The organism is Pseudomonas putida, assembly GCF_009883635.2.
GTDB classification, from domain to species: domain Bacteria; phylum Pseudomonadota; class Gammaproteobacteria; order Pseudomonadales; family Pseudomonadaceae; genus Aquipseudomonas; species Aquipseudomonas putida_W.
In genome coordinates this window covers 4739010-4765801 of the sequence record NZ_CP026115.2, presented here as the reverse complement: position 1 = coordinate 4765801, position 26792 = coordinate 4739010, and the positions used below count along the sequence as shown (strand labels likewise).

At 60.3% G+C, this 26792-nt stretch carries 29 protein-coding genes and 2 pseudogenes; 12 read left to right on the top strand and 19 right to left on the bottom strand.

Annotation, left to right across the window (positions count from 1 at the left end; all coding sequences use genetic code 11):
- The first annotated feature begins 43 nt into the window (after nucleotides 1-43).
- Nucleotides 44-100, top strand: coding sequence for a hypothetical protein (locus C2H86_RS28795; protein ID WP_240349728.1), 57 nt, complete (start codon nucleotides 44-46; stop codon nucleotides 98-100).
- Nucleotides 101-124: 24 nt separating this feature from the next.
- On the opposite strand, the gene C2H86_RS21795 is transcribed toward C2H86_RS28795, so the two are convergent.
- The 5 genes from C2H86_RS21795 to C2H86_RS28790 form a co-directional block, all read right to left on the bottom strand.
- The gene (locus tag C2H86_RS21795; RefSeq protein ID WP_159409773.1) at nucleotides 125-1336 is read right to left on the bottom strand and encodes a hypothetical protein; all 1212 of its coding nucleotides are present in this window, start codon (nucleotides 1334-1336) and stop codon (nucleotides 125-127) included.
- Between the two features lie 94 nt (nucleotides 1337-1430).
- On the bottom strand, nucleotides 1431-1790 hold the full coding sequence (locus tag C2H86_RS21790) for a hypothetical protein (protein ID WP_159409772.1): 360 nt from the start codon (nucleotides 1788-1790) through the stop codon (nucleotides 1431-1433).
- Between the two features lie 23 nt (nucleotides 1791-1813).
- Nucleotides 1814-2317, bottom strand: a complete 504-nt coding sequence (locus tag C2H86_RS21785; RefSeq protein WP_159409771.1) for a hypothetical protein — start codon at nucleotides 2315-2317, stop codon at nucleotides 1814-1816.
- 60 nt (nucleotides 2318-2377) lie between these two features.
- Nucleotides 2378-3145, bottom strand: a complete 768-nt coding sequence (locus C2H86_RS21780; protein WP_159409770.1) for an N-acetylmuramidase domain-containing protein — start codon at nucleotides 3143-3145, stop codon at nucleotides 2378-2380.
- A gap of 287 nt (nucleotides 3146-3432) precedes the next feature.
- Nucleotides 3433-3603 carry an arginine deiminase-related protein gene (locus tag C2H86_RS28790; protein WP_430738561.1) on the bottom strand — a complete coding sequence of 57 codons (171 nt, stop codon included), beginning with the start codon at nucleotides 3601-3603 and terminating at the stop codon, nucleotides 3433-3435.
- On the opposite strand from C2H86_RS28790, the pseudogene C2H86_RS21770 reads away from it, so the two are divergent.
- A pseudogene (locus C2H86_RS21770) lies at nucleotides 3596-3776 on the top strand (ornithine cyclodeaminase); the annotation flags it as partial. The gene C2H86_RS28790 and the pseudogene C2H86_RS21770 sit on opposite strands and share 8 nt — an antisense overlap.
- A gap of 14 nt (nucleotides 3777-3790) precedes the next feature.
- Nucleotides 3791-4168 (top strand): annotated as a pseudogene (locus tag C2H86_RS21765) (amino acid transporter); the annotation flags it as partial.
- A gap of 122 nt (nucleotides 4169-4290) precedes the next feature.
- On the opposite strand, the gene C2H86_RS21760 reads toward C2H86_RS21765, so the two are convergent.
- Nucleotides 4291-5268: a LysR family transcriptional regulator gene (locus tag C2H86_RS21760; RefSeq protein WP_159409769.1), complete on the bottom strand. Its 978-nt coding sequence runs from the start codon at nucleotides 5266-5268 to the stop codon at nucleotides 4291-4293.
- 155 nt (nucleotides 5269-5423) lie between these two features.
- Here C2H86_RS21760 and C2H86_RS21755 point away from each other — a divergent pair, with 155 nt between their 5' ends.
- The 8 genes from C2H86_RS21755 (at nucleotide 5424) to C2H86_RS21720 (ending at nucleotide 13562) form a co-directional block, all read left to right on the top strand.
- Nucleotides 5424-6719 carry an MFS transporter gene (locus C2H86_RS21755; protein ID WP_159409768.1) on the top strand — a complete coding sequence of 432 codons (1296 nt, stop codon included), beginning with the start codon at nucleotides 5424-5426 and terminating at the stop codon, nucleotides 6717-6719.
- Between the two features lie 12 nt (nucleotides 6720-6731).
- Entirely contained in the window at nucleotides 6732-7487 is a 756-nt protein-coding gene (locus C2H86_RS21750; protein WP_159409767.1) for a class II aldolase/adducin family protein, read from the top strand.
- Nucleotides 7484-8413, top strand: coding sequence for a 2-hydroxyacid dehydrogenase (locus C2H86_RS21745; protein ID WP_159409766.1), 930 nt, complete (start codon nucleotides 7484-7486; stop codon nucleotides 8411-8413). Before C2H86_RS21750 ends, C2H86_RS21745 begins: the two co-directional genes overlap by 4 nt.
- A gap of 29 nt (nucleotides 8414-8442) precedes the next feature.
- Nucleotides 8443-9669, top strand: coding sequence for a Zn-dependent hydrolase (locus tag C2H86_RS21740; RefSeq protein ID WP_159409765.1), 1227 nt, complete (start codon nucleotides 8443-8445; stop codon nucleotides 9667-9669).
- Between the two features lie 137 nt (nucleotides 9670-9806).
- Nucleotides 9807-11132: an MFS transporter gene (locus tag C2H86_RS21735; protein WP_159409764.1), complete on the top strand. Its 1326-nt coding sequence runs from the start codon at nucleotides 9807-9809 to the stop codon at nucleotides 11130-11132.
- Nucleotides 11133-11204: 72 nt separating this feature from the next.
- Complete coding sequence (locus C2H86_RS21730) at nucleotides 11205-12512, top strand: OprD family porin (RefSeq protein ID WP_159409763.1); 1308 nt, start codon at nucleotides 11205-11207, stop codon at nucleotides 12510-12512.
- 37 nt (nucleotides 12513-12549) lie between these two features.
- The gene (locus tag C2H86_RS21725; RefSeq protein WP_159409762.1) at nucleotides 12550-12939 is read left to right on the top strand and encodes a RidA family protein; all 390 of its coding nucleotides are present in this window, start codon (nucleotides 12550-12552) and stop codon (nucleotides 12937-12939) included.
- On the top strand, nucleotides 12936-13562 hold the full coding sequence (locus tag C2H86_RS21720) for an RraA family protein (protein ID WP_159409761.1): 627 nt from the start codon (nucleotides 12936-12938) through the stop codon (nucleotides 13560-13562). The genes C2H86_RS21725 and C2H86_RS21720 overlap by 4 nt, the downstream gene beginning before the upstream one ends.
- Nucleotides 13563-13625: 63 nt before the next feature.
- On the opposite strand, the gene C2H86_RS21715 is transcribed toward C2H86_RS21720, so the two are convergent.
- A complete protein-coding gene (locus C2H86_RS21715; RefSeq protein ID WP_159412972.1) occupies nucleotides 13626-14255 on the bottom strand; it encodes a LysE family translocator in 630 nt (209 codons plus the stop codon).
- Nucleotides 14256-14557: 302 nt separating this feature from the next.
- Here C2H86_RS21715 and C2H86_RS21710 point away from each other — a divergent pair, with 302 nt between their 5' ends.
- Nucleotides 14558-15220, top strand: coding sequence for a DUF4145 domain-containing protein (locus C2H86_RS21710; RefSeq protein ID WP_159409760.1), 663 nt, complete (start codon nucleotides 14558-14560; stop codon nucleotides 15218-15220).
- A gap of 200 nt (nucleotides 15221-15420) precedes the next feature.
- Here the strand turns inward: C2H86_RS21710 and C2H86_RS21705 are convergent, their stop codons facing one another.
- The 12 genes from C2H86_RS21705 to gpJ form a co-directional block, all read right to left on the bottom strand.
- Nucleotides 15421-15633 carry a hypothetical protein gene (locus tag C2H86_RS21705; protein ID WP_240349622.1) on the bottom strand — a complete coding sequence of 71 codons (213 nt, stop codon included), beginning with the start codon at nucleotides 15631-15633 and terminating at the stop codon, nucleotides 15421-15423.
- A 40-nt stretch (nucleotides 15634-15673) separates the two neighbouring features.
- A complete protein-coding gene (locus tag C2H86_RS21700; RefSeq protein ID WP_159409758.1) occupies nucleotides 15674-15961 on the bottom strand; it encodes a hypothetical protein in 288 nt (95 codons plus the stop codon).
- Nucleotides 15958-16251 (bottom strand): hypothetical protein, encoded by a 294-nt coding sequence (locus C2H86_RS21695; RefSeq protein ID WP_159409757.1) that lies wholly within the window; start codon nucleotides 16249-16251, stop codon nucleotides 15958-15960. The genes C2H86_RS21700 and C2H86_RS21695 overlap by 4 nt, the downstream gene beginning before the upstream one ends.
- Nucleotides 16252-16371: 120 nt before the next feature.
- Entirely contained in the window at nucleotides 16372-16839 is a 468-nt protein-coding gene (locus C2H86_RS21690) for a HEPN domain-containing protein (protein ID WP_159409756.1), read from the bottom strand.
- Between the two features lie 39 nt (nucleotides 16840-16878).
- Complete coding sequence (locus tag C2H86_RS21685) at nucleotides 16879-17382, bottom strand: DUF2514 domain-containing protein (RefSeq protein ID WP_159409755.1); 504 nt, start codon at nucleotides 17380-17382, stop codon at nucleotides 16879-16881.
- Nucleotides 17379-17825, bottom strand: a complete 447-nt coding sequence (locus C2H86_RS21680; protein WP_159409754.1) for a structural protein P5 — start codon at nucleotides 17823-17825, stop codon at nucleotides 17379-17381. Before C2H86_RS21680 ends, C2H86_RS21685 begins: the two co-directional genes overlap by 4 nt.
- On the bottom strand, nucleotides 17822-18052 hold the full coding sequence (locus tag C2H86_RS21675) for a hypothetical protein (protein ID WP_159409753.1): 231 nt from the start codon (nucleotides 18050-18052) through the stop codon (nucleotides 17822-17824). The genes C2H86_RS21680 and C2H86_RS21675 overlap by 4 nt, the downstream gene beginning before the upstream one ends.
- Before the next feature lie 63 nt (nucleotides 18053-18115).
- A complete protein-coding gene (locus C2H86_RS28560) occupies nucleotides 18116-18712 on the bottom strand; it encodes a tail fiber assembly protein (RefSeq protein WP_275898208.1) in 597 nt (198 codons plus the stop codon).
- Nucleotides 18712-19341, bottom strand: a complete 630-nt coding sequence (locus C2H86_RS21660) for a hypothetical protein (protein ID WP_159409752.1) — start codon at nucleotides 19339-19341, stop codon at nucleotides 18712-18714. Before C2H86_RS21660 ends, C2H86_RS28560 begins: the two co-directional genes overlap by 1 nt.
- Before the next feature lie 112 nt (nucleotides 19342-19453).
- A complete protein-coding gene (locus C2H86_RS21655) occupies nucleotides 19454-20203 on the bottom strand; it encodes a hypothetical protein (protein ID WP_159409751.1) in 750 nt (249 codons plus the stop codon).
- Nucleotides 20203-20511 (bottom strand): hypothetical protein, encoded by a 309-nt coding sequence (locus tag C2H86_RS21650; RefSeq protein WP_159409750.1) that lies wholly within the window; start codon nucleotides 20509-20511, stop codon nucleotides 20203-20205. The genes C2H86_RS21655 and C2H86_RS21650 overlap by 1 nt, the downstream gene beginning before the upstream one ends.
- A 1-nt stretch (nucleotide 20512) precedes the next feature.
- Complete coding sequence (gene gpJ, locus C2H86_RS28405) at nucleotides 20513-26785, bottom strand: TipJ family phage tail tip protein (protein WP_240349621.1); 6273 nt, start codon at nucleotides 26783-26785, stop codon at nucleotides 20513-20515.
- Nucleotides 26786-26792 lie beyond the last annotated feature (7 nt).

Genomic DNA, 26792 nt, shown 5'->3' with positions numbered 1-26792 from the left:
TGAAGCTTGGTGATAATCCAAAAGGGCTTGGGCTGCGCATTACTTGAGTGCGTTGGCAAAGAAGCTCATGGATGATGCTGAGTTGGGGCTGATGAATTGAACACGATACATGATCGGGTCTGGCTCAAGCCTCCATAATCTGTGCCACAAGGCTGTTCCACCCTTCTTTCGACTCCAGGCCAAGATCGGAGCGTTTCTTCATTGCAGCCGCCACAGCAGACTTGATGCGTTGCCGTTCGGGATCACCGACTACGGCCATACGAGTCAACAAGGCACTCGCCGCCTGGTAACCGGCAAATGCAGGTTCCTCAAACAAACGATTGGCCAGCCACTCGATATAAACAGGATCGAACTTCATCTGCAGAATAATGACCGCAGCCAAACGCTCACCGGGTGATGGGCTTTGCGTGAGCTGTGGCAAGAAGGGTGCTGTCGCTAGCGCCAGCTTTTTCATGCTGCTGGCAATTTCCGCCATCTTGCGGGTGCGCGAGTCACCAGGTGGCATTTCATGCCGAGCCTTCTCATAGTCGCTGGCAAGTGACTGAAGCGGGGCGAGTAACTCATTCGGCCGATCCGTAGGCGCGACCTGCAATATGCGTTCCGCTGCCTGGCGATCGGTCAACGTCGGCACAGACGGCTGATCACTGCCAGACAGGCTGACGGGGGACACGTGAGACAGTTCTGCGGCCACCACCTCATGCCATTTGAACATCTCGTTATTGGAACGAATGAAAGCGCCCTGGAGAAAAAGACGCGTATAGAGATAGCCACCTAGAAACCCAACGACGGGAAAACCGATGACCAAAGCAGTTGCCGCCGAAATATCGAAATTGCTGGGCGTTGAGCTCAAGGATGCCGCCGCTTTAAAACTGATGAGCGAGACGCGTTCTTCGATTTCCTTCAGATGGACCAGACTCAAACCCACTAGTATTTTTGTAAGCCAGTCAGAAACTTCCTCCAAGTTGGTGTTGGGACGCCCTGTTTCCACTTCCGGTTGAAAAGCTCCTTTTCTAATGTCCTGCTTCACAGGGGCATTGGCTCCGTTGCGGCCAGCCATGCTTGCACCCGAACGCGGGATGCCGAAAAGAAACCCAACCGTCGCTCCAACGGCTAGGCAGGCCATCGCCCACAACAGCATCGGCCCGACAGCGCTGGCACGCCAGCCAACCGCAATCACTGCCCCAAACCCAAGAAGCAACAGCGGCAACAATGCGGCATTTACCTTTCTGATGTCGTCGAACTCGCGTCTTTTTTCTTCAACGGGCGAAGCGTAGTTGGAAGTCCAAAGCGACTTGATGCTTTCCAGCCACGACTGGAGCACTTCTTTGATCGCCATCCCATCTGCCCTCATACGAATGTTCTCGCCCGCCCCTGGCACGATCAGGGCTAGCTGAATCGGACCACTGATCGTGATGTATTCGACTGCACCGCTACACCTTCGTCGGTACAGGAAGTACAAGACCCGTCGCCATACCGATGGCACCATTGATCGCGTTCCACAGCACGCCGACAACTGCATTCCAGAGTTTCTCGACGGTCACCTGGAGTAAACCTTTGAGTGTCGCGAGAAAGTTATCGGTCATATGCTCGATGCCGTCGAGGAAGATCTCCCTCGTTTCTGCGGTTATTTCACCCGCTGCTATTCCGCTGGCCACAAGCATGGTCTGTACACTGATCGCTTTCAGCTGCCGCTCGGAAAAGCCTTTGACCACAGCGATGTCCTTCTTGATGATCGCATTGACTGCACCCTTGATGTCCGTAACCAGTTGTTCCACATTTATGGCTGCCATGTGCTTCTCCTGATGCGATTACACTAGCGCTCAAGTGCTGCTTCGTATGTCAATGCCTGATCCAGGTAGATGAGCACTTGACCTCTGAAAGCCTGAACCTCAAAAGCGGTAACACCCCGTTTCTTGTCCAGCTCGCGCATGTGTGAAACTGTCTTCGAAGTCTCCATCAATGCGGTTGCACTGGGGATCACCTGGGGTTCGCCTGATGCGTCAGAGGTGTGCCCCGAAGTGTTGATCACAGTAGCCAGGCTGTTTATCGGTGCAGGACGCGCAGCGGCTTGCAATGCAAGTGCATCAAGGCCGCCAATGACTTTATTGTACTGTTTCTCTCGATCGGTGAATGTTTCCTCTGTCGTTCCACCGGCAGCCGAAGCCATCAACTCCATAGTTTTAGCATTGACCGCTGTCAGTCCCTCTACCAGGGCCTGATCATACAGCGGGGCAAGTTGTGTCGTGCACGCCCCGACTGCATGCAACAATGCAATGCCTACACCATGAAGAAACCTTTTTTGCAGAGATTCCCGCATTCCCCTTCTCCCGTACGCTGAAAGCGACAACTCGAAACTCCTCGCAGTCGCAGCGTCCACTTAGGCAACAGCTTTCTCTACCAGCCGTTCCAAGGTGTCCTGATCCAAGAGACCAGTTTCAGCAAGGCCCTCCGATTCCTGGAAACGAATCAGCGCCGAAAACGTACGGCGGCCACGGATGCCGTCAATAGGGCCTGGGTCCATGCCTAGATATTGAAGCGCTGCCTGGGCTGTACGCAGATTGAGATCGGGTAATGTCACCTTGAACTTGGCGTGGGCAGCAGCCAGTCGCGTGTCATACTCATTGCGCTTGAAGTCCGCGTCGTTGTAGCTGCGGGCAAAGGACACCCAGTTGTTACGCTGCAGCGCACCGGCAAGGTTGTTTCCCATGATGAAGTGCGCCATGGCCTGTAATTGCGAGTTCTCATCCTTCACCATGGCTGCGACGAGCTTATCGGTCGAAGTGAAGCCGGCCACCTTGAAGTTGAACCCCATGACCTGGCCAATCCCCCAAGAGGCACTTTGCAACGCAGCCGTCTTGTCCAATTGCATGGCCGTCTCCAACCTTGCGTATTCACCGGCCCCGCCAACGTAGCCACCGGCCTTGGATCTGCTGATATCGGGATTGCCGTCGTACAACCCCTGGGTCAGCCGATGGAAGACATGCCGCTCGAAAAGAATCTGTGGGCGTCGGTCAGAAAGAAAGCCAAAGCCACGTGTCTCGACCGTTAGTACCGCCCATATTTCCGATTCGGAGACACCTAGCGAATCACAGACCTCATTCATGCCTTCGTCGCTTAATGGACTGCCTTTGCCTTGAAAGCTCATGTCAGCCTCCAATTGGCTAACGGTCGTATTAGGAAATAGTCAAGAGCGAACCGTGAACGATTTCAAAGTTCTGATACAGAAGATTTCGCAATACCGCTTATTGCCAAGCCCGTTTAACCTCAATAATCCCCGCCTCCAAAGGTGGGACTTTACTGGACTACTTACGAGAAGAGAGGTGAATACCGGCGATCATGCATCGCACCGAGCCCCCTGCCATCTCGATAGTAGGCACACATCCAATGGCACGAGCCTGGCCGAGCGCTCGATGCGCTGCTTCTGTTCCTGCGTCAGGCTGTCGAACGGCCGGCGAGAGAGGGCCAGGCCCGACCATGCCGGCCAGACAGCTCGATGGCGTTGCCGGTAAATTCGCCGATTTGCTGATTGGTCAGGTCAATGACATCCCGGCCCGACTCCTTCAACCGCATGCGCACCTCTAGTGCACGAGCTTTGCTGACCATCGCAACGGCGCTGCGTACCGCTGCAACTTCGCTGATGGCCGCCAAAGCGTTGGCCCGTCCGGATTCCCGGAAAATGGCGCTCATCGGCAACGGCGCTCAAAGCGAGTTTCAGGCACTGGCATTCCACAAGCATTTGGGCATTCAGGAGATCATGGCCTGTGACGTCGATCCCTGGCAACCGCCGAGCCTGCCTGCTGCAGCCGGCATGATCAACTTCGTCGTGATGACGTCCGCTGCATCGTCAGCCAACAGCGGCATTTACTCCGGCTCGCGCATGCTGTTCGGCCTGTCCCACAACAAACAAGCGCCTCACGCATTCGGAATCTTGTCGCGGTCCGGTACCCCCATTCGTACACTGATGTTTTCCGACCTGTGCATGACCATCGCCCTGACGCTCACCACTGTGCTCTCACTGGTGTTCCTCATGTTTGAGCTGTGCTTGCTGGCATTGGAAGCTGATACACGAACAGCGCTGTACGTGATGCCGTTCTGGTACATCGGCCTGTTGCTGGCCTATCGCCGAAGCGCAAAGGCATCCGGCAAGGTCGCTGTGACGGCTTCGTGAGGATGATGATCGGCTCAGCTGTGTGCTGGGCCGGCAGCGACTGTCGAATAGCTAACAAGACGACCGCAGCCAAACACTGCGGTCGTTACATTTGAGCCGCCTCAGCAGCCCGTATCTTCGCTTCAGACGAGTGATGCCTGGGCGAGACAATGCTGGAAGCTTTCCAGGAACACCGTCTCCGCCATGGTCATCCTCTGCTCCCGGTTCCAGAGCAAGTGCAAATCCGCATTCACGATGCCTTCAGCAGGCGGCAGGCGCCATAGCAGCCCCTTCTCGATATCCTCATGGAGGAGGTGCTCTGGCATGCAACCCACTCCGAAACCGGCGCAGACCAGTCGCTGAACCTCTTCAACGCTTGGAGAGGAAGCAACGATGCGCCCGGTGAACCCATGCTGGTCACGGAACATCGCAAGTGGCGACAGGTTCCCGCCCAACTGGTCACTGACAAAGCTCACGAAGTTTTCTCCACGGAGCGACTCGAGGGTCACATCGCTTCGCCCGAACAAACGATGCCGCACACCACAGAAGAACGCATAACGCTGGCTGACAAGCAGGCGCTGTTCCAGCTTGGGCTGTGGAATGCGACACAGGCCAACGCCGGCTGTGGCCGTTTTCTGCAGCAGAGAGCTGATGATGTCAGCACTGCGCATGACGTCGATTTCCAGCTCCACACGTGGATGCGCCTCATGGAAATCACCGAGGAAGTCATCGTAGCGCTGTGACTGCACTCGACTGACGCTCAGCAATCTCACCTTCCCTACAACGTCATCGCTTTCCTTCTCCACCGCCGCACTGATGCGCGACACGTCGCCGTACATATCGATGGCGATACGCAGCACTTCCTCCCCGGCAGCCGTCAGGTCGAAACGTGGGCCACCCCGCAGAATGAGCGCGCAGCCAAGTTGCTCCTCCAGACGCTTGAGCGCCTGGCTGACCGCTGACTGGGTCACGTGCAGCCTTGCCGCAGCCCTGCTGATACTCCCTTCCTGGCCAATGGCGAGATAGGTACGCAGCAGGTTCCAGTCCAGGCGGTCGTTCAGAAATCGACGGCCTTCCCATTTGTTGACCAATGCATCAGATCTCGATATCGGCGGATTCATGTGCGACCCATTAGTAGCGCTGCTAATACGACGGATAAGAATTAGCAAATTGACTAATCATAGCCCCAAGGCGATAAATCCCGAAAGCGCCGAACAGAGCGCGACCGGCTTAGCCAAACCTGCCCACCTGCCTATAACTCCAAGAAGGGCCTTGCATGCATACGTCCAACCAGCCGCGTCGTGCGGCGGCTGCCGCTTTTGTCGGCACCACCATCGAGTTCTACGACTTCTACATCTACGCCACCGCGGCGGCACTCGTGCTTGGCCAGGTGTTCTTCCCGAGCAGCAACCCCTTGCTCAGCACCTTGGCGGCATTTGGCTCCTTCGCTGTCGGCTTCATCGCCCGCCCCATGGCAGGCATGGTGTTCGGCCACCTGGGCGACCGCCTGGGCCGTAAGAAAATGCTGCTGGTCACCATGGTGCTGATGGGCCTGGCCACCGCCGGCATCGGCCTGCTGCCCAGTTACGCCAGCGCAGGCATCTGGGCCCCTATCGGGCTGATTGCCCTGCGGATTGTCCAGGGCATCTCCGTCGGGGGTGAGTGGGGAGGTGCCGTGCTGATGGCCAGCGAGCATGCTCCGGCCAAACGCAAAGTCTTCTATGCCTCGTTCGCTCAGCTGGGCAGCCCTGCTGGCCTGTTGCTTGCCCTGATCGCCTTCCGCCTGGTGTCTTCCCTGGAGCCTGAAGCATTCCTGAGCTGGGGCTGGCGCCTGCCGTTCCTGGCCAGTGGCGTGCTGATGCTGGTTGGCCTGGCAATCCGCTTTGGCGTGGAAGAGAGCCCTGAGTTCCAGGCCGCCAAAGCCAAGCAAGAGGTCGTCAAGTACCCGGTACTGGAAGTGGTGCGCGACTGCTGGAGGCAGATCCTGTTCGCGGCCCTTGCGGTGACCATCGGCTCGGCCGGCTTCTTCTTCACCAACACCTTCATGATCACCTACGTCACCACCTATCAGGGCATCCCCCGGGCAACCATTCTCGACTGCCTGTTCCTGGTGACCATCCTGCAGTTCCTGACCCAGCCACTGGCGGCGCTGCTCGCGGAGCGTATTGGCGAAGGCCGCTTCCTCAAGCTGGTAGCCCTGCTGTGTATGGCGGTGCCGTACCCCATGTTCATGCTGGTCGGCACTCAAAACCTGGTGCTGATGACTGCCGGAATCGCCATGGCGGTGGTCACCCTTTCGGCGCTGTATGCGGTGATCGCTGGCTACATGACACAGGCCTTCCCCGCTCACCTGCGCTACTCCGGGATTTCCCTGGCCTACCAGTTGATCTGCGCCATTGCCGGGGGCAGCACACCGATCATTGGCACCCTGCTGGCTGACCGCTTCGCCGGCCAATGGCTGCCACTGGCCGTGTTCTTCACCGCGCTCTCCACGCTTTCCCTGATCGGCGTCTGTGGCCTCTCTCGCCTGCGTGGCGAGCAGCAGCAACCCACCCCCGCCATCGCCCGTTAACCAGGAGTATTCATGAGCAAGCCGCACAACATCAGCGATGCCGAATGGCAGGCACGCTGCGAACTGGCCGCGCTGTACCGAATGGTTGCGCACTTTCGCATGACCGACCTGATCGATACCCACATCACCCTGCGCATTCCCGGGCCTGAGCATCATTTTCTGATCAACCGGTACGGCGTGATCTTCGACCGGATGCGTGCCAGTGACCTGGTGCGCATCGACCAGCATGGCAACGTCGTGGATGAGGCCTTTGGAACGCGTCAGGTCAATGCCGCCGGCTTCGTGATCCATTCGGCAATCCACATGGCCCGCCCGGACATGCACTGCGTGATCCACACCCATACAGCCGCCGGCATCGCCGTGTCGGCCCAGGAGCACGGCTTGTTGCCCATCAGCCAGCATGCGCTGAAGTTCTACGGCAAGCTGGCCTACCACCAGTACGAAGGCATCGCTTTGTCCCTGGATGAACGCGAGCGCCTGATCGCCGACCTCGGCACGCACAAGGCGATGATCCTGCGAAACCATGGCCTGCTGGCCGGAGGCGCCAGTGTTGCCGAGGCCTTCCACGAGATTCACTTCCTCGAGCGCGCCTGCCAGGCGCAAGTGCAGGCATTGGCCGGCGGCAGCAAGCTCATCTACCCCAGTGCAGACGTCTGCCGCCACACCGCCGCGCAATTCCAGCGCGACGAGTCAGCGCAAATCATCCGCCTGAGCTGGAACGCTGCGCTGACCTTGATCGAACACCAACGCGAGTCGTACTGCTCATGAAACCGCTGGTTCTGCTGTCAACTGACCAGGCGCTGCTGGGTCAACTGCAATCTGCCTTCGCCCGCAGTGCCCCCCAGCTACGCGTCGTGCTGGCCAACGACCCCGCAGCCCAGGACGCACAGGTGGCGGCTTGCTGGTTCCCGCCCGCAGGCAGCCTTGGTGCCCTGCCCAACCTCAAGCTGATCCACTCGGTGGCTGCTGGTGTCGATCACCTGGCCAACGACCCGAGCCATCCGGCATTGCCAGTGTGCAGGGTCGTGGACCCCGCTCACCGACAAGGCATGGCGGAGTATGTCCGCTGGGCGGTCATCCACTATCAGCGCGACTTTGATCGCGCGATGGCCCAACAGCCGCAGCAGATATGGCTACGCCACCCACAGCGCCCTGCTGCTGGGTACCGCGTCGGCGTCATGGGGCTTGGCTCCCTGGGAGGCGCCATTGCCAGCGAGCTGGCCGAGGCCGGTTATGCCGTACGTGGCTGGTCGAGAAGTGCCAGGCAGCTCAGTGGCGTGCGCACATTCGCAGGCCCTGCGGCGTTCGATCAGTTCCTGGAGGGGCTCGATCTGTTGATCAACCTGCTGCCATTGACCGATGCCACGCGCGGCATCCTCTGCCGGAAGACCTTTGAAGCCTTGGCGCCAGCTGCGGCTGTGATCAATTGCGGACGCGGGCAACACCTGCAAGTGGATGACCTGGTCAACGCCGTCAACAGTGGCCGGCTGCGCGGTGCGTTGCTCGATGTGTTCGAGAAAGAGCCGCTGCCGTTGGACAGCCGCCTGTGGAGCACGCCAGGCATCGTCGTGACGCCACACATGGCCTCATGCGCCTCCCATGACTGCATTGCCCAGCAGGTGGCCGAAAACGCCAGGCGCCTGGCCTGTGCCGAACCACTCCTGAACCCGGTAGACCCCGCGCTCGGATACTGACCCCAACGCCTGTTTGAGGAATTCGCATCATGCATACCTGCAATGGCACACGGCTGTGGAACAGCCTCATGGACATGGCCAAGGTCGGCCCAACCAGCCAAGGCGGCAACTGCCGCCTGGCACTGTCGAAAGAAGACCGGGAAGGGCGCGAGCTGTTTGCAAGCTGGTGCCGCACGGCCGGCATGAGCCTCCATGTCGACCCCATCGGCAACCTGTTCGCACGCCTGCCCGGCCGTAACGACGCCCTGCCCCCGGTGGTCATGGGCAGCCATCTGGACACCCAGCCCAAGGGCGGTCGCTTCGATGGGATCTACGGCGTACTGGCCGGCCTGGAAGTGGTACGCAGCCTTCAGGACAAAGGCCTGCAACTGGAACGCCCCCTGGAAATCGCGGTATGGACCAACGAAGAAGGCGCTCGCTTCACCCCCGCCATGCTTGGCTCGGCAGTTTTCACAGGCGAGCTTGCACTAACCCAGGCCCTGGCCATCCGCGATGCTGAAGGCATCAGCGTCGCCGAAGCCTTGGAGCAGGCAGGGTACGCCGGTGAGCTTCCACTGGGCCGGGAGTTCGACGCGTACTTCGAAGCCCACATCGAGCAAGGCCCGGTTCTGGAGGACGCAGGCCTGCCGGTCGGGCTGGTGACGGGTGGGCAAGCGATTTGCTGGCTGGACATCGAAATCCGTGGCCAAGCCGCCCACGCCGGCACCACCCCCATGCCGCTGCGCCACGACGCCCTGTTCGGCGCAGGTGCAATGATCACCGCGCTGGAACAACTGTCCCGCGACTTCGCGCCCAAAGGCCTGGTTACCATTGGCCAACTGCAGATCGCCCGCTCGTCGCGCAACACCATTCCCGGCCACGTGGCATTTACCCTCGACCTTCGCCACCACGAAGATGCCGCCATCGCGGACATGGAGGCCAGCGCCCGCGCACTGATCGACCAGATCGCCACCCAGCGCGGCCTGGAAGTCCAGATCGATCGCCACTGGCTCTGCCCAGCCACGCCTTTCGACCCGGCCTGCATCGATGCCGTACGAAAAGCCATCGAAAGCCTTGGCTATCCGTACCAACCCATCGTCAGCGGCGCCGGCCATGATGCAATTCACCTGGCCCGTCACTGCCCGACCACCATGGTGTTCATCCCCTGCGTTGGCGGCCTGAGCCACAACGAAGCCGAAGACGCCTTGCCCGATGACGTGACCATGGGCTGCGACGTGCTGCTCAACGCCGTGCTCACCCGCGCCAACAGACACTGATTGACCCACTCCCCCAGGCGCCCGGCCCATTCACGAAAGCCGGGCCCTCGGGAGCGCTTTGCCCAAAAACAAGAAAGTCCCGCTCCACCTTCAGCTGCCAAGAACAACGAGAACCCAACTTTCGGGAGAAAATGGCAATGACCAGCCCTGCGTACACCGAGGTTGCCGGCGCGCAACCACAACGCACCGCCGACATGAAAAAAGTCGCGGTCGCCAGTGTGATCGGCACCACCGTCGAGTGGTATGACCTGTTCCTCTTCGCCACGGCCTCGGCCCTGGTGTTCAACAAGATCTTCTTCCCGGGCTTTGATCCCCTTGTCGGCACCCTGCTCGCTTTCGGCACCTTTGCTTCGGCCTATGGGGCGCGGATGATCGGGGCAGCGCTCTTCGGTCATTTCGGTGACCGCCTGGGGCGCAAATCGATGTTGCTCATCTCGCTGCTGACCATGGGTGCGGCCACCTTTGCCATCGGCCTTTTGCCCAGTTATGAGTCCGTGGGTATCTGGGCGCCGATCATGCTGCTGAGCTTGCGCATCATCCAAGGCTTGGCCTTGGGGGGTGAATGGGGCGGAGCGGTGCTGATGGCCGTCGAGCATGCGCCCGAGCATCAGCGCGGGTTGTACGGCTCGTGGGTTCAGATCGGGGTGCCGGCAGGCACCATGCTGGCCAACCTCGTATTCCTGATGTTCGCCACCACGCTGACCAACGAACAGCTGCTGGATTGGGGGTGGCGCGTTCCGTTCCTGCTCAGTGTCCTGCTGATCGGCCTGGGCCTCTATATCCGGCTCAACATCCATGAAACCCCTTCGTTCAAAGCGGTAGAGAACAAAGGTGCGAAGGTCAAGGTTCCACTCTTCGAAGTGTTCCGCAAATACTGGAAGCAGGTGGTCCTGGGAGGCGTGGCAACCATGTCCACCGGTACCTCCTACAACCTGATCGTTGCATTCGGCCTCACTTACGGCACCCAGACCCTGGGCTTCAGCCGTGGCGAAATGCTCACGGTGGTGCTGGTCTCTTGTGCCGCCTGCATCGCCATGTTGCCGTTCTTCGGCGCGCTGTCCGACAAGGTGGGCCGCAAGCCGATCATCATCGGCGGGATCATCGCCGAGGCGCTCGTGGCCTTCCCGATGTTCTGGCTGATGGACACCAAGATCCTGGGCCTGGCGTTCGCCGGCTACCTGCTGATGATGACGGCTTTCGCCGCCAACTACGGCCCCATCGCGACCTTCCTGGCCGAGCTGTTCGGCACCCGAGTGCGGTATTCCGGCCTGTCGATCAGCTACATGCTTTCGGGCCTGCTGGGCAGTGCTGCAACGCCGCTGGTGACCACTGCATTGCTGTCCTGGACGGGTAAAGGCTCTTCGATTGCCTGGTACATGGTCGGCTCGGCGGTCGTTTCCCTGATCGCACTGCTGCTACTCACCGAGACCTTCAAACGGGATATCGACCAGGCACGCCAGTAACGCCGTGCCATCCCTCTGAAATGCCCGCTTTTGAAGCGGGCGCTTCCCCGTTCCGTTTGCAGAGTCTTCCCAATGAAAAAATACCTGATGAGTGCTGGCATATTCGCCCTGTCCCCTTGGGCTCAAGCCGACCTGGTGGCTGACAGCCATGCAAACCTTGGTCTGCGCAACTTCTACTTCAACAACGATTTCCGCGATCAGGCCGGCAGCCTTGGCCAGAGCAAAACCGAGGAATGGGCCCAAGCCTTCATGCTCGACTTCAAGTCGGGTTACACCGAGGGCCCCGTGGGCGTCGGCCTGGATGTGCTGGGCTTGATGGGCGTGACGCTCGACAGCGGCGAGGGTCGGCATCGCGGCAGCAGCATGATCCCGGCTGATGGCAGCGGTGCAGCCCGGCAATGGAGCCGCCTGGGCATTACCCCCAAACTGAAGGTGGCCAAGACTGAACTGCGCTACGGCACCCTGCAGCCCAAATTGCCGGTGCTGACGTACAACGACGGGCGCCTGCTGCCTCAAACATTCGAGGGCGGCCAGATCACCTCCACCGACCTTGAGGGCCTGACGCTCACCGGTGGTCGCCTTGACCGCGCCACAGGTCGAGGCTCGAGCGACAGAACGGGCCTGGCGGTGGCCGGTGGCACGCGTGAGAGCGACCAGTTTCTCTTCGCAGGCGGCGACTATCAGCTGACCAAGCAGCTCACCGGGCAGTATTACTTCGCAAAGCTCGAGGACTATTACGACCAACATTTCGTTGGCCTCACCCACACCTACCCCATTTCGCCAGGCCAATCGCTGCGCACCGACCTGCGTTACTTCCGCACCGTCGCGGACGGGGCCAACAACACTGCAGCCGGGCGTGCCAGCGGCTACCGGGTAGGCGGCTACACCGAAGACGGTGACGGGAAGATCGATAACTACACCTGGAGCGCCGCCCTTACCTACTCCGTGCAAGGCCATGCACTGATGGCTGGCTATCAGCAGGTGTCTGACGCCAGCAACTTCGTTCAGCCCAACCAAGGCTCCTTGAGTGGCAAAGGCGCAGGTGGAGGCAGCCTGTACCTGTACACAGACCGCATGCTCGCCAGCTTCAACCGTGCCGGCGAGCGCACAGCCTTTGCCCAGTACGGCTATGACTTCGCGGCTGTTGGCATCCCTGGCCTGAAGTTTTCGCTGATGTACCTCAAAGGTGACGACATCCGCACCACCGGTGGCGAAGACGCTTCCGAGTGGGAGCGAGACCTTGGGCTCGACTACGTGATCCAGGACGGCGCGCTCAAAGGGCTGGGCCTGGCATGGCGACAAGGCCTGCTGCATTCACAGATTGATCACAAGCAGGAACAGAACCGACTCATCGTCAGCTACACCCTGGCGCTTTTCTGAACCATTGCTGCCGGTACGCCGGCTGACAGGAGAAATCATGCAACGCATCCACAGCGCTCCCGGAACCATCAGCCCAGTAGGCCCTTACTCTCAAGCCGTGGTCACTGGGCATCTGGTGTTCACCGCTGGCCAGATTCCGTCGTTCAGCAGCCTCGAGGATCAGCCTGAAAGTTTCGCAGACCAGGTTCGGCAGACCTTCGCCAATCTGTCGGCAATCCTCGAAGCCGCAGGCTCCAGCCTGTCGCACATCGTCAAAGTGAACGCCTACCTGACTGATCCCGACCAACTTGGAACATTCAATGAGGTGTATCGGGAGATTCTCGGCCATGCCCCACCCGCTCGCACAACCGTCTGCGTACAGCTTTGGGGCGTGAGCCTGGAAATCGAGTGCGTGGCCGAACTGATCGACAAGGGGCAAGCGAAATGAACGATGACGACCTGATCGCAAAACTTCGAGAAGTGAGCTTCGCCACGCTCGGCCATTTCCTGGAGCGTGGGTTCGTCAACTACGCAGTCCGGGCCATGGTGCCTGGAGGGCGCATGGTAGGCCGTGCCGTGACGCTGCGCCTGACCGAACCGGATGCCATCGCCGTCAACCGCGCCCTGGTCGCGCTAAAGCCAGGCGACGCCCTGGTGATCGACATGGTTGGCGATCATGCCCACGCCTGCGTCGGGGCCGTGACGCAACTTGCGGCCCGTTGCGCAGGGGCCGCCGGCATCATTGTCGATGGCGTGGTCACTGATCTCAACGAGCTTCAGGCGTGCCAGCTGCCAGTGTTTGCCCGTGGTGTCACGCAGCTCACTACCAAGCTGATCGGCAGCAGTACGTGCCTGCTGAACGTGCCGGTGCACTGTGCAGGGGTGGAGGTTCATCCTGGCGATATCGTCCTGGCCGACGATAACGGCGTGTTGATCCTACCTTCATCTGAGCTGGCTTCAGTGATCGACAAGGCGCTGCAGTCGGACCTTGCCGAACCCGATCTGATGGCACGCTTGCGCAATGGTGAGCCGTTGCAGGAGTTCATCGCTACGCGCATTGGCACCAGCTAGCGCGGCTCTGCACATGTGGGTGACTGCAGGCCGATTTCACCCACATGCCATCAGATTTTGGGGCTATCGAGCAGACGAGGCCGCGATTTTCAGCCCGAATGCGATGAAGATACCCCCAGTGACCCTGTCCAGCGCTTTCACCGTTGACGGCTGACCCAGCAGGTTTTTCAGCGGCATCGTGGCCGCGATCAGCAGGCCGAACCAGACGGCTGTCAGGAGCACGTGGATGGACGCCAGGAAGAACGAGTACATCGACAGTGCAACACCGGCCGGGATGAATTGGGGTAGAAAGGTCACGTAGAAGATACCGACCTTGGGGTTCAGGAGATTGGTCAGAAGGCCACGGGCAAAAGCGCTCCAGCCTGACGCGGTGTTGGCGCTGTCTTCTTTGCTCTGGAAGGACTTACGGGGTTTGAGCAGGAGCTTGATCCCAACCCACAACAGGTAGGCGGCACCGGCTGACTTCAGCACGGTGTAGGCAACCTCGGAGCGTTGCAACAGCACACCCAGCCCCAGCGAGACAGCGGCGCCCCAGGCCAGGCAGCCGAGCGCGATACCCATGCCTGCCAGGAATGCCGTACGACGCCCATCTACTGCCGCAGCCCGGAGCACCATGGCCGTGTCGACACCCGGCGTAACGGCAAGTACCGAGGCAGCGGCGATGAAGGCGAGGAGCAGTGGTAGGTCGATCATCATAGTCATTCCCAAGTGTGCTCCTACGGGATGTTTTTCTATGCCCCAGAAACGCAAAAAGCCCTGAATAATCAGGGCTTTGAATGTGGCGGAAGCGTAGAGATTCGAACTCTAGGATAGTTGCCCATCGACGGTTTTCAAGACCGTGGGATAAAGCCTGATCCCATGCGTACTGTAGATCAAAATCGATTCCAAAACTAAGACGAAACGGCAGCGCTACAAGCCGCTCGCGGCAAGGCTTGCCGCTTCAGTTTTGGAATCGATTTCTGCTACGATCCGGTTAATTCCATTGAGGGCAGACCATGCCGAAAAAAGCCCCAATTTTGTCCTTTTGCAACGCTTGCTCAAGGGAAACAAATCACGACATCGTCCATGAAAAAGTTAGGCTTGTATCGGAAACCGTGGATGAGGGGTTTGACATCGAATGGTCAAAAACCAACCGAATGATCGAGTGTCGTGGCTGCGAATCAATCTCACTCCAAGTCACTTGGTGGCATTCGGAAATTGACCTCAGCGACGACATTGATCTCTATCCGCCCAGGATTTCCCGAAAGCCGCCCTCTTGGCTAAACGACATTAATAGGGATTTAGCTGGAATATTAAGAGAAACGTACTCAGCCCTCCACGCTGACAGCCGCCGGCTTGCCATGATGGGAGCTCGTACGACGGTGGACATGTATATGAACTTAACAGTTGGCGATGTTGGTGGGTTTGCTAAAAAGCTTGCAAAACTGGTATCGGACGGACACCTAAGCAAATTTGACAAAATCATATTAGATGCTGCCCTCGAAGCTGGTCACGCCGCATCTCACCGAGGCCACACGCCTTCCAGTCAAGAGATCAACCAAGTCATGGATATCGTCGAGAACATGATTCAAAAACTAGCCCTGACTAAGTCGGCAGAAGCCTTGTCTAAGGGCACACCATCTCGAAAAATTGCCTCTGAGATGCTTCCGGAATCTTGATGTTTCCAGTAATGCAGCAGTAGCGTAAGAATCACCGCTCAGGCCGCGTTGTTCGTGGCCTATGCATCGAAGCTGTCTAATATGCATTGGCGAGTTTGCGCTAGTTTCGACCAGTAATACCGATAAGCTTTAGCGCGGTTTTAGACAGCCCAACACCCTCCCCCGGCGTTCTGCCGACCGTTTCCATCTCCTCCGTTTACCTAACTGCCGAGCTCGGACAGCCGGGCTTCCGCTGAACTCGCGATCATGAAGTAAAGCCTCTCGATCGCAGAGGCTGGTATCGCCTTCAGCACCTCCAGCGCTTCCACCAGACTCTCGGCCCGAGCCTGGGCGATCAAGCAGTTGACCCCCGTGTCGCTCACCTCGATCTCCGCTATCCGCTTGCGCAGCAGGCCGTGGATTTCTGGGGGCATGATGATCCCGGGAAGGAATTCTCCGGGCCGGGGTCTTCCGTTAGTACTGTCCACTGGTATCGCTCCCCGCTTTGAATGGCCGAGTATAAGCCGGGTCAAACGCGAACAGGCCGATATGGTAGGCCTCTTCATGCTCCATCAGCCCCCAGGCTCTGGCGGCCTCGGATAGCTCCAGCATGTCAACCAAGTCATCGGCGCTCACCTCCCGCCGCCGGTGCGCTGCATAGGCCATCGCATCGAGTACAGCGGCGCGACCGTCAGGATCAGTTATCAAGGCGAACTGGTCGTTCAGTTCATCCAGCCACGGCTTAGGGATACCGGCCATCATTCTGCCCTGCACCACCACGACTGCGCATAGAGCACGCCGTTGATGTCCTCTACCCCGTTGATGTTCATCCCGAGCTGGGCCATGCCGTTGACCTTGGCGTCGTGCAGGCGGGGGATGATGTCGGGCCCAGGTGTCGGGTTGAAGACCCAAGCCTGTGTGGCCACGCGGCCCAGCGGCTCGCTGTGGTGGTCACCGATGTGGATGTCGGCGCGCAAGGGCTGGATCTTCCCGAGCTGCTTCGTAGGGATGGCCACGCCATTGACGCGGCGGCGGACGAGAAGGAAGTACATAGGACACCAACACTGTACATAGATACAGCATCGTATAGCGTGGGTTCATACTGGACAATGACCGATCAGCGGACTTCACCAATCGCCCCCCCAGAAACGAGCCCGCCCCGCCGGACCTAGTCACTCAAGGGAGAGCATCGCGCTACGTACATCCAGCAGAAGCGCATTTAGCTCACAAATCATAGGCTCCGGCCCAGGCATAACTATCCCATTTACATCCATTGGATACCTAAGCAGGTAAGGCTTGCCATGAAGCTTGCTCAAGCATTCCGCCCAATCAGGTAGGTCAGAATCGGACACCAGTCCATGGGAGAAGCAAAGCCCCCAAAGCTTTTTGATGTCATGTCCTATTGAAATCAGTTCTTTCAACGGAACGCCCTGCTTTGCCAAGAGTGCTTTAAGAGCGCATTCCGACACCTGCCCGGCAAGAAAGCACAAGGCGACCCCTACTTCTGATCCCGCCCCTGAAAGCGCTCTGACGCCGCGCATGAGTGATTCTGCAGAAGCGAAAAACGCATGGTGCGCGTCAATACGCCAACTCAACACATCGTCGTCCGGAAGAATCAAGTTGCCGTTGATGTCGGCCATAAGAACTACTCAAATCAGAAGTCCCCTCAAATTATAGCTTTACCCCCCAAGAAATAGACTGTCGTGCTCGCGCTCACACTGCTGACCGGCTATCCGGGCGGCGTCATAAGCTTTCGCCAGCTCTCCCGCTCGTTCATCAGCCCGTGTGAGCAAGTCGGAGAGCACCATGGCGGCGCGGGTGGCTGCCTGGCCTCGGGCGACAGCGGCGGTATCCGTGCCGGGGCAACTGACGGTGGCGGCGAGATTTCCGGCTTCGTCGCGCAGCCGCTGGCCAGCAGCATCGGCGCCAGCAGCGCCAGCATCAGCAATCGTTCGTACTTCCTGAGCATGGGCTCTCGCCTCCTCCTGCGCCTGGGCGCGTCGTTGTTCTTCCTGGCGTGCCGCCCGCTCGCCGATAACTTCGGCCAGGCGGTCGCCGCTGTCCCGTTTCGCTGATGCCTCGGAGGCGGCGGCCCTCTCCACGGAGCGGCCGTGCTGGTAGACGCCCCAGTACGAAGCCAGCAGCGCCAGCAGCACGGCCACCCTGATAGCCCAGGACTTCATGCCAGCGCCCTCCGCACCCCTTCATCGATGATTGCCGGCGTATACGGGTTGCCGCCGTTCTCGTGGATGATGATGCCGAGCACCATGCCGCGCAGCGTGGCCGCGTCCTTGATGTTGATCGGGTCGGTGGTTCGCACGCCCAGGCGCTTTGCCACGGCGCTGGCGTAGGCCTTGGTGTCGTTCTCGTTGCTCGGCGCCCAGCGGTTGATGGTTTCGAGCACGGTGTCGATACCATTCCCGCCCACGCCAGGCATACCGTCCTTGCCCCGGTAGTTGATCAGCAGCTTGCCCAAGGCGCGAATTCCGTTCTCGGCTTCGTCGAAGCGGGCGAAGCGTGGCCTGGCCACGCCCTCCTCCAGCCCGAGCTGCCCTTGCCAGGCATTGCGGGGGTTGAAATCGATGTTGCCGGGGTTGCGATTGCGAACGCCGCGCGGAGTATTCATTGGCCTGTCACCTCGGCCGGCGCCTCAGGCGTGATGTCTGCCGCCTCCTGCGCAGTCACTTCGACCTTCGCGGAGTAGCGCTTGAGCAGCTTTGCGGTCAGCACCTCTGCACCAGGCTGGCTTTCGATGAGATTGACTGCAGCGGTATCTGCTTCCCCTTCTGTTGGAAATTCCAGGGTGCGGATCGGGTCGAGAGCGTTGGTGCGATTGATGACGATGAAAGGCATGGGTTTTCTCCAGGCAAAAAAATACCGCCAGGCGGCGGTTGTGGGGTTTGTCGCGGGATAGGGTCAGGCCGGCGGTGCGGGCCAGTCGATTTCGGTTGGGTAGCCTTCCTGCTCGTGCAGACGGCTCAGCGCCACGCGGTAGCGCTTCCATAACTTGAGCTGGTCGGTCTCGGCCTCGGTGGCCTCCTCCAGGTCGACAGCATCCTGCAGCGGCGCGATGGCCTGGTCGGCTGCCACGCGCCGCAGGGCCACCTCGGCGGTGACGCTGGCCACCAGCTGTTCCTGCTGGGCTTGGGCCTTGGCCTCAGCGGTGATGACCTGCGACCAGTCAATCACTCCGGCGGCGGCCGGTTGCTCTGGGCCCATCTCGACGCCGGGCAAAGGCACCTGGCCGGCGGCCGGATCTACGATATCCACCGGGAAGCGCGCCTGTTCCGGCGCATCGGCGCCATGCGGGAAGCGCAGGGTCAGCACCAGCTGGCCGTCGATACGTTCGACGGGAGCGATCACGTCGCCACAGGCGATTGCCTCTACAGGCAGCGTGCCGCCATCCGGCAGCTTCGCAAAGTCGAGCGCCAGACCGTTGATGGTCAGCATGTCGCCCAGTCGGGAAAGGCTGAATGAGGCGTCAGAACGTACAGGAGAGAATTTGATAATCATCAGTACCACCGTCCAATTGCGATGTAGCCGGCATAGCTAGAGACTTGCGCAGGCGAAACCAGGCGCATCTGCAAGCTTGTATTAACTGCGTTGCCCTCAGTAGCAGCCCAAACGATGGCGGCTCCTGGGGTAATGGCGAAGGGGCTGACGGCTGGCACGCCTTGGTTGGCGGCAAAGGCATGCGGGAAGGTGAAGCTCAGGGGGCTAGACACATAGCAACTGCCATAGATGTTGCTCAGCGCATAGGCGGAGGCGGTGTAGTAGTAGCAAATCAGCGTCCCATCCGCGAACTTGAGGTACTTGCCGTTGGCGTTGTTGCCGTACTCAAGAACGCCGCCGGTGGGCACTCCGCCGCTCTGCCCGACGCTGCCGAGCACGTTCGAGCGGGCATACATCCCGCCGCCCAACAAGTCGCTGATGAGGCTTCCCAAGCTGTTTCGGCCTGTCCCGCCTTTGGCCAGCGGAAGCACCGTCGGCAGCGCGGTCGCCTGATCATCGGTTTGCGTGGTGTTCGCCAGCCAGTTGTACAACTCGGTAAAATTCGCCTTGGCCTTAAGCCAGGCACTGCGACGGTCATCGCCGCCGGCACCGTTTGGCGCGGTGCCAAGATTGATTGCTTGCTTTGGCATGTAATTTCCTTAAATAGCTTTCATAGGCCTGTAGGCGAACATAGCTCTCCATTTCGCACTGACAACTGCGCTGGCGTCGTCGCCATCCTGGCAGCTGGTAAGCATGGGCCTCCTAGAAATACATATTGGTTACGTCAATGACCATAAGGCCAGCGTTCGCGCTGAGATACTTACCAACTGGCGGACCTATAGGCCCTGAAGTTTGCCCTACATATCGATAGGCGCTGCCGTTCAAAGTTGAGCCCTGAAACCAGAACCCATAATCGAACCAATCAATGCCGGTAACCCACACGTTTCCGGGTGGGCGCTCGTAAGTGAAAATGGCAAAGCTGTTGCAGTAGGTGGTTGTAATGAAGGCGTACTGCTTGTTGCCTGGATAGACAATTGGCGACCAGGTTGGGTTGGGAGCAGACGGGTTTTGTGCAGGATCCGGATTCATCGTCCGGTTCACCACATCAACTATGCGCGGGAACTTGAAATCGCTATCGAATACCATCCTCCCAGCGGAATCCCACGCTTGAAACAGGCCGCCGGCATCCGGCATCTGCGAGGGAATGTTGAATATCCAGTATTTGACGGTGACATTGTAGGTCGAACAGTGAATACGCCAACGGTATTGACCATTGGCATATTGCATCCGGCCCACCGTCATCGGCACGTTTGCTTGCGGCTGGATGGCGATGATCGGCATGCTCGCACCCACTGGCGGAGTGTAGAAAACATCCACGGCTCCGCAGACGTTCTCCGCTTGAGCATCCACCCTGCCCAGCGTGGCAGTACCAGATATCGCCAGACCGAAGCAGCTATACGAATCATCGAGCAGCACGGTGTTGGCGTCGTTAAAAATTTCCAGATACGACATCAGTACACCCCGTAAACCATTTGCATCGGATAGAAGACGAACTGCCCCACTTGTGGGCGGGCAGTCCAGGTAATCCGGTTATTGGCCTTGTCGATAGTTACCGCCGGGTAGTTGGCCCCGGCATAAACGTCCTGGTTGTCATTGAGCGGAACCATCGTGTACCAGGCATCACCTTGGGCGAATGCCGGATGACTGACCTGCCCGGCGGTAACGTCCACTGTCACCTGCCCGAGATACCGAGGCACGCGGCTGGCCAAGTCAACCGTCAGGTTGCCGCTGGCATCGTAGATTTCAAAAACTTGAGCCATATCAGGTCAGTCCAAGGCGGATACGTAGGCGATTGGTGTCGTAGATCGTAAGAAGCTGGTTGGTTAGATTTAACCTACCCGACCCGGCCTTAATCCCGTTGATTTCGAACTCGCTCGTGACAAAGTTGATGCGGATTCCCTGTTGTCCGGCGATGTAGTTGCTGCTCCTCAGCTCCCCGGTAATGATCAGGTTGAGGATGTCGGCCTGGTTGATTACTGCGCTTTTCATGAACACCTGGCCGTTGGACACCACAAAGGGCAGCACCATCTGCCCCGACGACTCGTCAACAATGGCGAAGCGCTGGGCGTAGGCCAGAATCTCGCTGGTCTGCCCGTCGCTTCCCAGCGCCAGGCCTGCCATCACCTTGCGACCGCCGGCGATTGTTTCGGCCTTGATGGTCGTCATGGCCGAGACCCGGCCATGGACGCCGGCAACCGTCTCGCTGACCGTCTGCACCGAAGCGCTGACATCTCCGACCTGCGACTGCACGGTGTCAAAGCGCTTGCCGGTGGCCACACCGTCCTCTACCCGGGCGGATTGCTCCGTCCAGACGCCGACCAGGCTGCCAGTAGCGCCTGCCAGGCCTGTCGAGTCACCCTCCATCTCCGGGTTTACCTGGACATAGATGCCGTCCAGGCGTTGCGCCTGGGCAGTCAGGGCGGTGCCCTGCTGCTGGACTGTGGTGTCGATCTGGCTGATGGCCGAGGCCTGGGCGCTGTTCACGCCCTCGGTATCGGTGACGCGGTTGGTGAGCGCAAGCAGCGCCTGGGCCTGACTGGTGAGCGTGGTGCCCTGTTGCGTGACCTCCGAAGACAGCGACTGCACGGCCTTGCTCGATGCGCTAGGCCCTACCCTGCCAACTGCAACCCAGTCGACATCGAACACCGCGTCCAGCGCATTCGCGAAGTTGAAGCGAAGCCGCTGGATTGTGTTGTCCACCCAGTCAGTGCCTCCCGCAGCCAGGTTGGCCATGTTCCATTCCACAACGGCGGATTGCCCGATCGCGATATTCGGGTTGGCAGCGCTGGCCCGATAACCCGTCGCAAACCCGTGGGAGCTGGTCGAGTAATAGAGCGTGCCGGTCCAGGTAGTACCTCCCCGGCGCGTAAGGCCGACCCTGACCCTGGTGTAAGTCTTGCCGTCGATAGCTGCCGACGCTGTCGGGCTGTGCAGCTGGGGGTCAGCCGTGGTCGGCGTGATCTTGACGAAGCCCGTATTGGCCGCCAGCGTCGCGTTCACACCCGACCAACCTTCGACAGCGGTATCGAACTGCCAAGCCGCTCCCGGTGCAGGGTCAAGCCCGGAAGCACCCAGGCCGCTCTGTATCGCCCCAACGGTGTTGGTAAGGTCGGTGATGCTGGTGGATTGGCTAGTGTTCACGCCCTCCGCAGCCGTGACGCGATTGGTGAGAGCGTCGACCGCCGAGGCAGACGCCTTGGTAGCCAGGCCATTGGTGGTGCTATTGACCGCGTTTTCCAGCGTGGTGGTGCGCCCGGCCACGCTGGTCAGCGTTGAGCCTTGCTGGCTAACTGTCGAGGACAGGCTATCCACTGCGGCCGATGTAGCAGCGTTGTTCACCGCATTGACCTGGCCGTTGTCCCTCCATCCAGTTGCCCGGCTACCGTATTCAAACTGCGGCCGCGCCATTTCCACGTATCCCGCTGTTACCGTGCCAGTCGCGCTGTAGATACGCAGATAGACGTAGCAAGTCACTGCCCCAGCGGGGGCGACGGCGCTGAATTGCTCTCGCTTACCTGCTGCGGTGATGGTCAGCATCGCCGAGTTAGGAGCGCTGATCACGGTGCCGGCCGCATTAATCCATTGAATGAAGAACCTGAAACCCAAGCCAGCAGTGCCGCGAAGGTAGATAGACGTTGCAATGGTTTGGCCTTCGGCCACCATTGGTCTGCGATCTTTCGTGCCACCGGTTGGGCGAATGGATTTGTACGGCGTGCCGGTGCCAACGGCGGACACCTCAACACGTACTGCCTTCTCACCTGCATTCAGCCAGGATGCGACCAGAGATTCGACGCTGGTCGCTGGCCCCTCGGTAGCCCAGCCATCAGCGATATCAGTACCTGTCCCAGCTTTGTTAAAAGTTGGGTTGTAGAACAGGTTCTCGCCGCCGACATCCCCAATGCTGTTGTCCAGCTGGGTCAGCTGGTTGGATGCGCTGGTTAGGCCCTGTTCTGTCAACGCTACGCGCCCTGTGAGGGCCGTGGTGGCAGAAGCATTTGCAGCAGCAACCGCCGCGTTCACCTTGCCGTTGTCCCGCCACCCAGTAACTACCGGGCTGTGCTCGAACTGCGCCTTATCGAGGTCCACGAAACCAGCTGAAATCCCTGCTGCGCCGACCGAGGAACGAAGCCTGTACAGCACCTCCACTCGAACGGAGCCAGCCGGAGCCGCCCCTCCCGTGAACACAGCTCGCTGATAGTTGGGGGTAAGGTCGAAGTTGGCTGGCCCATGAGTGGCGAGGGTTGCCCCTGCCGCATCTTTGTACAGCAAGTAGATTTGGCAGAGTAAGCCAGTGTTCCCCCGCACATACACCGAAGCAGTAGCTACCACTCCTTCATAAATCGGCGGCCGATTGTCTGGATTAGTCGTCGTAGGAACGAAGTCGATGTAATCCGTGCCGGAGCCCGCTGACAGGCCGGTCACATCCAGGCGCTGGCATTTTCCCTCTGCGCCGAGGTCGGAGTTTCGCAGAGTCGGGGTCACGACCACGGCAGTGGTCTTTCGCCATCCCCACCCGTCCGCGATGTTCCCTGCGCTGGACCCGGTGGTGCTAGGCACGTCGAACGAGGGGTTGTACAACAGGTTCTCGCCGCCAACCTGCTTCAGCGAGGTGTTTACGTTGGTAATTGCCTGGCCGTTGGCTGTGATCGCCGCGCCCTGCTGGTCCACGGTGTTGGTCAGGGCCTGCACCGTGGAGGCGTCGGCCTTGCTCGCCACCTGGGTCAGCGCGCTGGCTGCCGCCGCGGCGGCGTCCGTTGCCACCTTGTCGGTGACCGCCACCCACGCGGAGCCGTTCCAGCGCTTCGGCGTGTTGGCCCCGCCAGTAATATCGATCCAGAGGTTCTGCTGCAGCCTGTCAGCCACGGCTGGGGCAGCAGCTTGAACGATCGTCTTGCCTTTGCTCCCGGCCAGGGTTGCCGCATCGTCGGCCGCCTTCTGCGCTGCGCTGACGTTCTGGTTGGTGGTGTTCAGGCTGTTCTGCAGGCCGGTCATGGCCTGGCCCTGGCTCGAAAGCCCCTGCTCGTTCTGGGTGACGCGGCTCGACAGGCTATCGACGACAGATGAGTCGGCTTTGCCGGCGATGCTGGTTCGCAGGCCGTCGATCTGCTGAGCCTGGGCGTCCACTACGCCGTCGAGATCGCTCACTGCCGTCTCTACGGTACCGACACGAGCGGCCAGGCCATTTGCGGTCTGCACCGCCTGGCCGATGTCGGTCCAGTAGGTGGTGTTCGGCGGCGCGTTGCCGGCCGGCACAGCGCCCTTGGCCTGGTACAGCTTTCCATCGTCACCCAGCACGCCCTGGCCAGCGGTGTAGGCCTGGTCTGGCTTGTACGGCATCGAGTCGGCCAGGTCGGCAATTGTGTCGATCTGCCGCTGCAGCTCGGCCTGCACCTCGGTGACGTGGTTGCTCACCTCGGTGATCTGCTCGCCCAGGTCGGAGCGCACACCTTCCACACGCTCGTTCACCGAACCAGGTACGGTCGGCGGCGCGGTGATCAGCTCAATATCCTTGCGCAGTTCAGGGTACAGGGCGCCGTTGCCGATCTTGTCCTTGAAATACTCCTCATACTCGGACTCGTCGCTGCTCGTCGCACCGCTCACACCGACTCCAGTTGGGTACCAGGGGCCAATGTTGCCGGTCCGATCGACCAAGCGCGCCCAGAAAAAGTACTGAACTCCCGCGGCACCCTGCTGCAGGGTATGGTCCTTCTGCGGGAACGCGAAGTCGCCCAGCTTGATTGCGTCATCAAGCGAGGTAGTTTTGCTGTACCAGATCTCGGTGCGCTGGGTGTCTTCAGCGCCAGCGGGGAAACCCCACGACAGGCCGATGGCGTACACCTGCGGCTTGGTCGTCAGGTGCGTCACCGCCGGCGGCAACCCCTCCTTCCCTTTCAGCTGGGTCAGAACGGAATCACGCCAGATCGAGGTGATGTCGAACGAGCTGACTGCTCGCACGCGAGCTAGGTAGGCGCCCGCGTAGATGCCGACCACGTCGACAGAAGCCGCCCCGGTGCGCTGCAGGCGAATCCAGTTGCTGTTGTCCTTGCGCCATTCCACGTCGTAGGCGACGGCGCCCTCCACGGCCGGCCAGGCGATGGTCATGGTGCTGACCGCAATGCCCTGGTCGATCATGTGCGCCGACGACAGCGTGACGCTGGCCGGCGGCTGCACGGTCATCACCGGGATGACGCTGATCGGGCGCTCATCCAGCTTGGCGCCTGTGTCGATGGCCGTGAACTTGCTCGGATTGAACTCCAGCGCGGTGATCTCGTACTCGCCTTCCTGGGTGCGGCTGGTCTTGAGCACCCGGAAAAGCTGGACCGCTAGGTCGTCATAATCGATCGCCCACTGCAGCTCGGGCTCCGGCTGCACGCCGTACTCGGTGGTCACCGTCACCACGCGACCAGCAACCGATTGCACGGTGCGCGCCTGGGCGGTCCCGTTCGGCAGGTTCAGGATCAGGCGGTCACCGGCCTTGATCGGGGTATCGCGATCCAGAGTGACCACCCGACCGGCAGCCGCCGAGATCCGGCCACCGTTCGGACGACCCGCCACCAGGTCGTCGGCCACAGGAATGACGTAGCCAGGCAGTGGGATACGACCCTCCATGCCGGTCTTGAAGCTGACGGTACGGTCCTGGCTGTTGCTCAGCAGCGCCCATTTGCCTCGGCGCTGGGCCTCGGACGCACGGGTGCAGCCGATAGCAGACAGTTCCACCGGACGGTCACGGTACCGGCGCTGGAGCGACAGGTCGGTCACCGGAATGACGTCGGTGTCGTAGTTGTTGGCCGGGTTGTCGTAGCTGACCAGGGCGCGGCTGTAGTGCGTGTTGCGCTCGGCGCCGCCGTAGACGAAGTCACCGTCGATCACGTTGGCCCGGGTGAACACGTAGTCGATGTCCTGGGCGCGCGGCATATCCGCCTGCATGAACAGCGAGCCGTGGGCCCAGTACACCATGCCTCGGTAGATGGCGGCCAAGTCACGGAGCAGCGTCCAGGCCTCGGAACGGCCCTGGAGGTTCATATCGCACAGATAGCGCGGCTCTTGGCCGCCAACGCCATCCGGCACCAGCTGATCGCAGTACTGGGCGATGCGGTACATCTCCCATTTGTCGACCATCCACGACTTGATGCGCTTGCCCAGGCCGAAACGATCCTCGACGCACAGGCCGTAGGTCACGAACGCAGGGTTGTTGGTCCAGGCCTGCTTGAAGGTGCCGTCCCACACTCCGGTGTAGGTACGGGCTATCGGGTCGTAATTGGTCGGTACCGGCCAACGCTTGGCCTTGCACTTCACGGTGACGGCCGGGATGTTCTGGAACTGCTGGGCGTCGAACTCGATGTACAACAGCGCGGTGTTCGGGTAGCGCAGTTTCTGGTCGATGATCTCGGTGTAGCCAGCGATGGTCATCGTGTCGGCCACGGTGCCGCTGTTGGCGTTCGGGGTGATCCGACGCACACGCAGCATCCAGCCGGAAGTCGCCTTGGGCAGGTTCACGCGCACGGAGCGCTGGTAGCCGTTGGTGGTCTTGCCGTCCACAGCGCCCAGGTGAGCCGCGACGTAGGCGCCTCCGTCGGTAGCGATATCGATCGCATACTCGATGCGGTAGCCATTGGTGTTGCCGCTGCTGTCCTGCTGGGCCAGGCGCGGCCAAGTCATGCGCACGCGCACGGCCGACAGCTGGGTGTTGCTCAGGGCGCGGGTGAACGGGTTGTCGCTGCGCAGCTCGACATTGACGTTGGTCTCGTTTTCGACAGAGGGAATGCCCTGGATGTACTCCTGCTCGACGGAACCCGAGCGCCACTCCCACTTCACACCTGGGAAATTCACGTTGCCGCTGGCGTCCATGATCGGCGTGTTGTCGAGGTAAATGTCACGGTCGGTTGGCGTACCGTCGAATTCGCCCTCGCCCACGGCCAGCAGGATCTTGGCGATGTTCGTCGACTGCAGGCTGTCCGGTGCTTCGACGGGGGTCTTTGGCTTGCTCTCGCCGCCCTTGGCGCCAGTGATGTCCAGGTGAGCTGCTGCGCCCATACTTTCC

Bases quoted from the DNA above. Each gene is read 5' to 3' on its own strand.
- C2H86_RS21750 (WP_159409767.1), top strand. From the start codon at position 6,732: ATGAGCAAGCCGCACAACATCAGCGATGCCGAATGGCAGGCACGCTGC.
- C2H86_RS28560 (WP_275898208.1), bottom strand. From the start codon at position 18,712: ATGATTATCAAATTCTCTCCTGTACGTTCTGACGCCTCATTCAGCCTT.
- C2H86_RS21650 (WP_159409750.1), bottom strand. From the start codon at position 20,511: ATGGCTCAAGTTTTTGAAATCTACGATGCCAGCGGCAACCTGACGGTT.
- C2H86_RS21745 (WP_159409766.1), top strand. From the start codon at position 7,484: ATGAAACCGCTGGTTCTGCTGTCAACTGACCAGGCGCTGCTGGGTCAA.
- gpJ (WP_240349621.1), bottom strand. From the start codon at position 26,785: ATGGGCGCAGCAGCTCACCTGGACATCACTGGCGCCAAGGGCGGCGAG.
- C2H86_RS21675 (WP_159409753.1), bottom strand. From the start codon at position 18,052: ATGCCTTTCATCGTCATCAATCGCACCAACGCTCTCGACCCGATCCGC.
- C2H86_RS21695 (WP_159409757.1), bottom strand. From the start codon at position 16,251: ATGTACTTCCTTCTCGTCCGCCGCCGCGTCAATGGCGTGGCCATCCCT.
- C2H86_RS21680 (WP_159409754.1), bottom strand. From the start codon at position 17,825: ATGAATACTCCGCGCGGCGTTCGCAATCGCAACCCCGGCAACATCGAT.
- C2H86_RS21660 (WP_159409752.1), bottom strand. From the start codon at position 19,341: ATGCCAAAGCAAGCAATCAATCTTGGCACCGCGCCAAACGGTGCCGGC.
- C2H86_RS21785 (WP_159409771.1), bottom strand. From the start codon at position 2,317: ATGCGGGAATCTCTGCAAAAAAGGTTTCTTCATGGTGTAGGCATTGCA.
- C2H86_RS21780 (WP_159409770.1), bottom strand. From the start codon at position 3,145: ATGAGCTTTCAAGGCAAAGGCAGTCCATTAAGCGACGAAGGCATGAAT.
- C2H86_RS21760 (WP_159409769.1), bottom strand. From the start codon at position 5,268: ATGAATCCGCCGATATCGAGATCTGATGCATTGGTCAACAAATGGGAA.
- C2H86_RS21655 (WP_159409751.1), bottom strand. From the start codon at position 20,203: ATGTCGTATCTGGAAATTTTTAACGACGCCAACACCGTGCTGCTCGAT.
- C2H86_RS21705 (WP_240349622.1), bottom strand. From the start codon at position 15,633: ATGCCCCCAGAAATCCACGGCCTGCTGCGCAAGCGGATAGCGGAGATC.
- C2H86_RS21790 (WP_159409772.1), bottom strand. From the start codon at position 1,790: ATGGCAGCCATAAATGTGGAACAACTGGTTACGGACATCAAGGGTGCA.
- C2H86_RS21715 (WP_159412972.1), bottom strand. From the start codon at position 14,255: ATGATCGACCTACCACTGCTCCTCGCCTTCATCGCCGCTGCCTCGGTA.
- C2H86_RS21725 (WP_159409762.1), top strand. From the start codon at position 12,550: ATGCAACGCATCCACAGCGCTCCCGGAACCATCAGCCCAGTAGGCCCT.
- C2H86_RS21685 (WP_159409755.1), bottom strand. From the start codon at position 17,382: ATGAAGTCCTGGGCTATCAGGGTGGCCGTGCTGCTGGCGCTGCTGGCT.
- C2H86_RS21730 (WP_159409763.1), top strand. From the start codon at position 11,205: ATGAAAAAATACCTGATGAGTGCTGGCATATTCGCCCTGTCCCCTTGG.
- C2H86_RS21700 (WP_159409758.1), bottom strand. From the start codon at position 15,961: ATGATGGCCGGTATCCCTAAGCCGTGGCTGGATGAACTGAACGACCAG.
- C2H86_RS21740 (WP_159409765.1), top strand. From the start codon at position 8,443: ATGCATACCTGCAATGGCACACGGCTGTGGAACAGCCTCATGGACATG.
- C2H86_RS21720 (WP_159409761.1), top strand. From the start codon at position 12,936: ATGAACGATGACGACCTGATCGCAAAACTTCGAGAAGTGAGCTTCGCC.
- C2H86_RS28790 (WP_430738561.1), bottom strand. From the start codon at position 3,603: ATGGTCAGCAAAGCTCGTGCACTAGAGGTGCGCATGCGGTTGAAGGAG.
- C2H86_RS21795 (WP_159409773.1), bottom strand. From the start codon at position 1,336: ATGGCGATCAAAGAAGTGCTCCAGTCGTGGCTGGAAAGCATCAAGTCG.
- C2H86_RS21755 (WP_159409768.1), top strand. From the start codon at position 5,424: ATGCATACGTCCAACCAGCCGCGTCGTGCGGCGGCTGCCGCTTTTGTC.
- C2H86_RS21710 (WP_159409760.1), top strand. From the start codon at position 14,558: ATGCCGAAAAAAGCCCCAATTTTGTCCTTTTGCAACGCTTGCTCAAGG.
- C2H86_RS21735 (WP_159409764.1), top strand. From the start codon at position 9,807: ATGACCAGCCCTGCGTACACCGAGGTTGCCGGCGCGCAACCACAACGC.
- C2H86_RS21690 (WP_159409756.1), bottom strand. From the start codon at position 16,839: ATGGCCGACATCAACGGCAACTTGATTCTTCCGGACGACGATGTGTTG.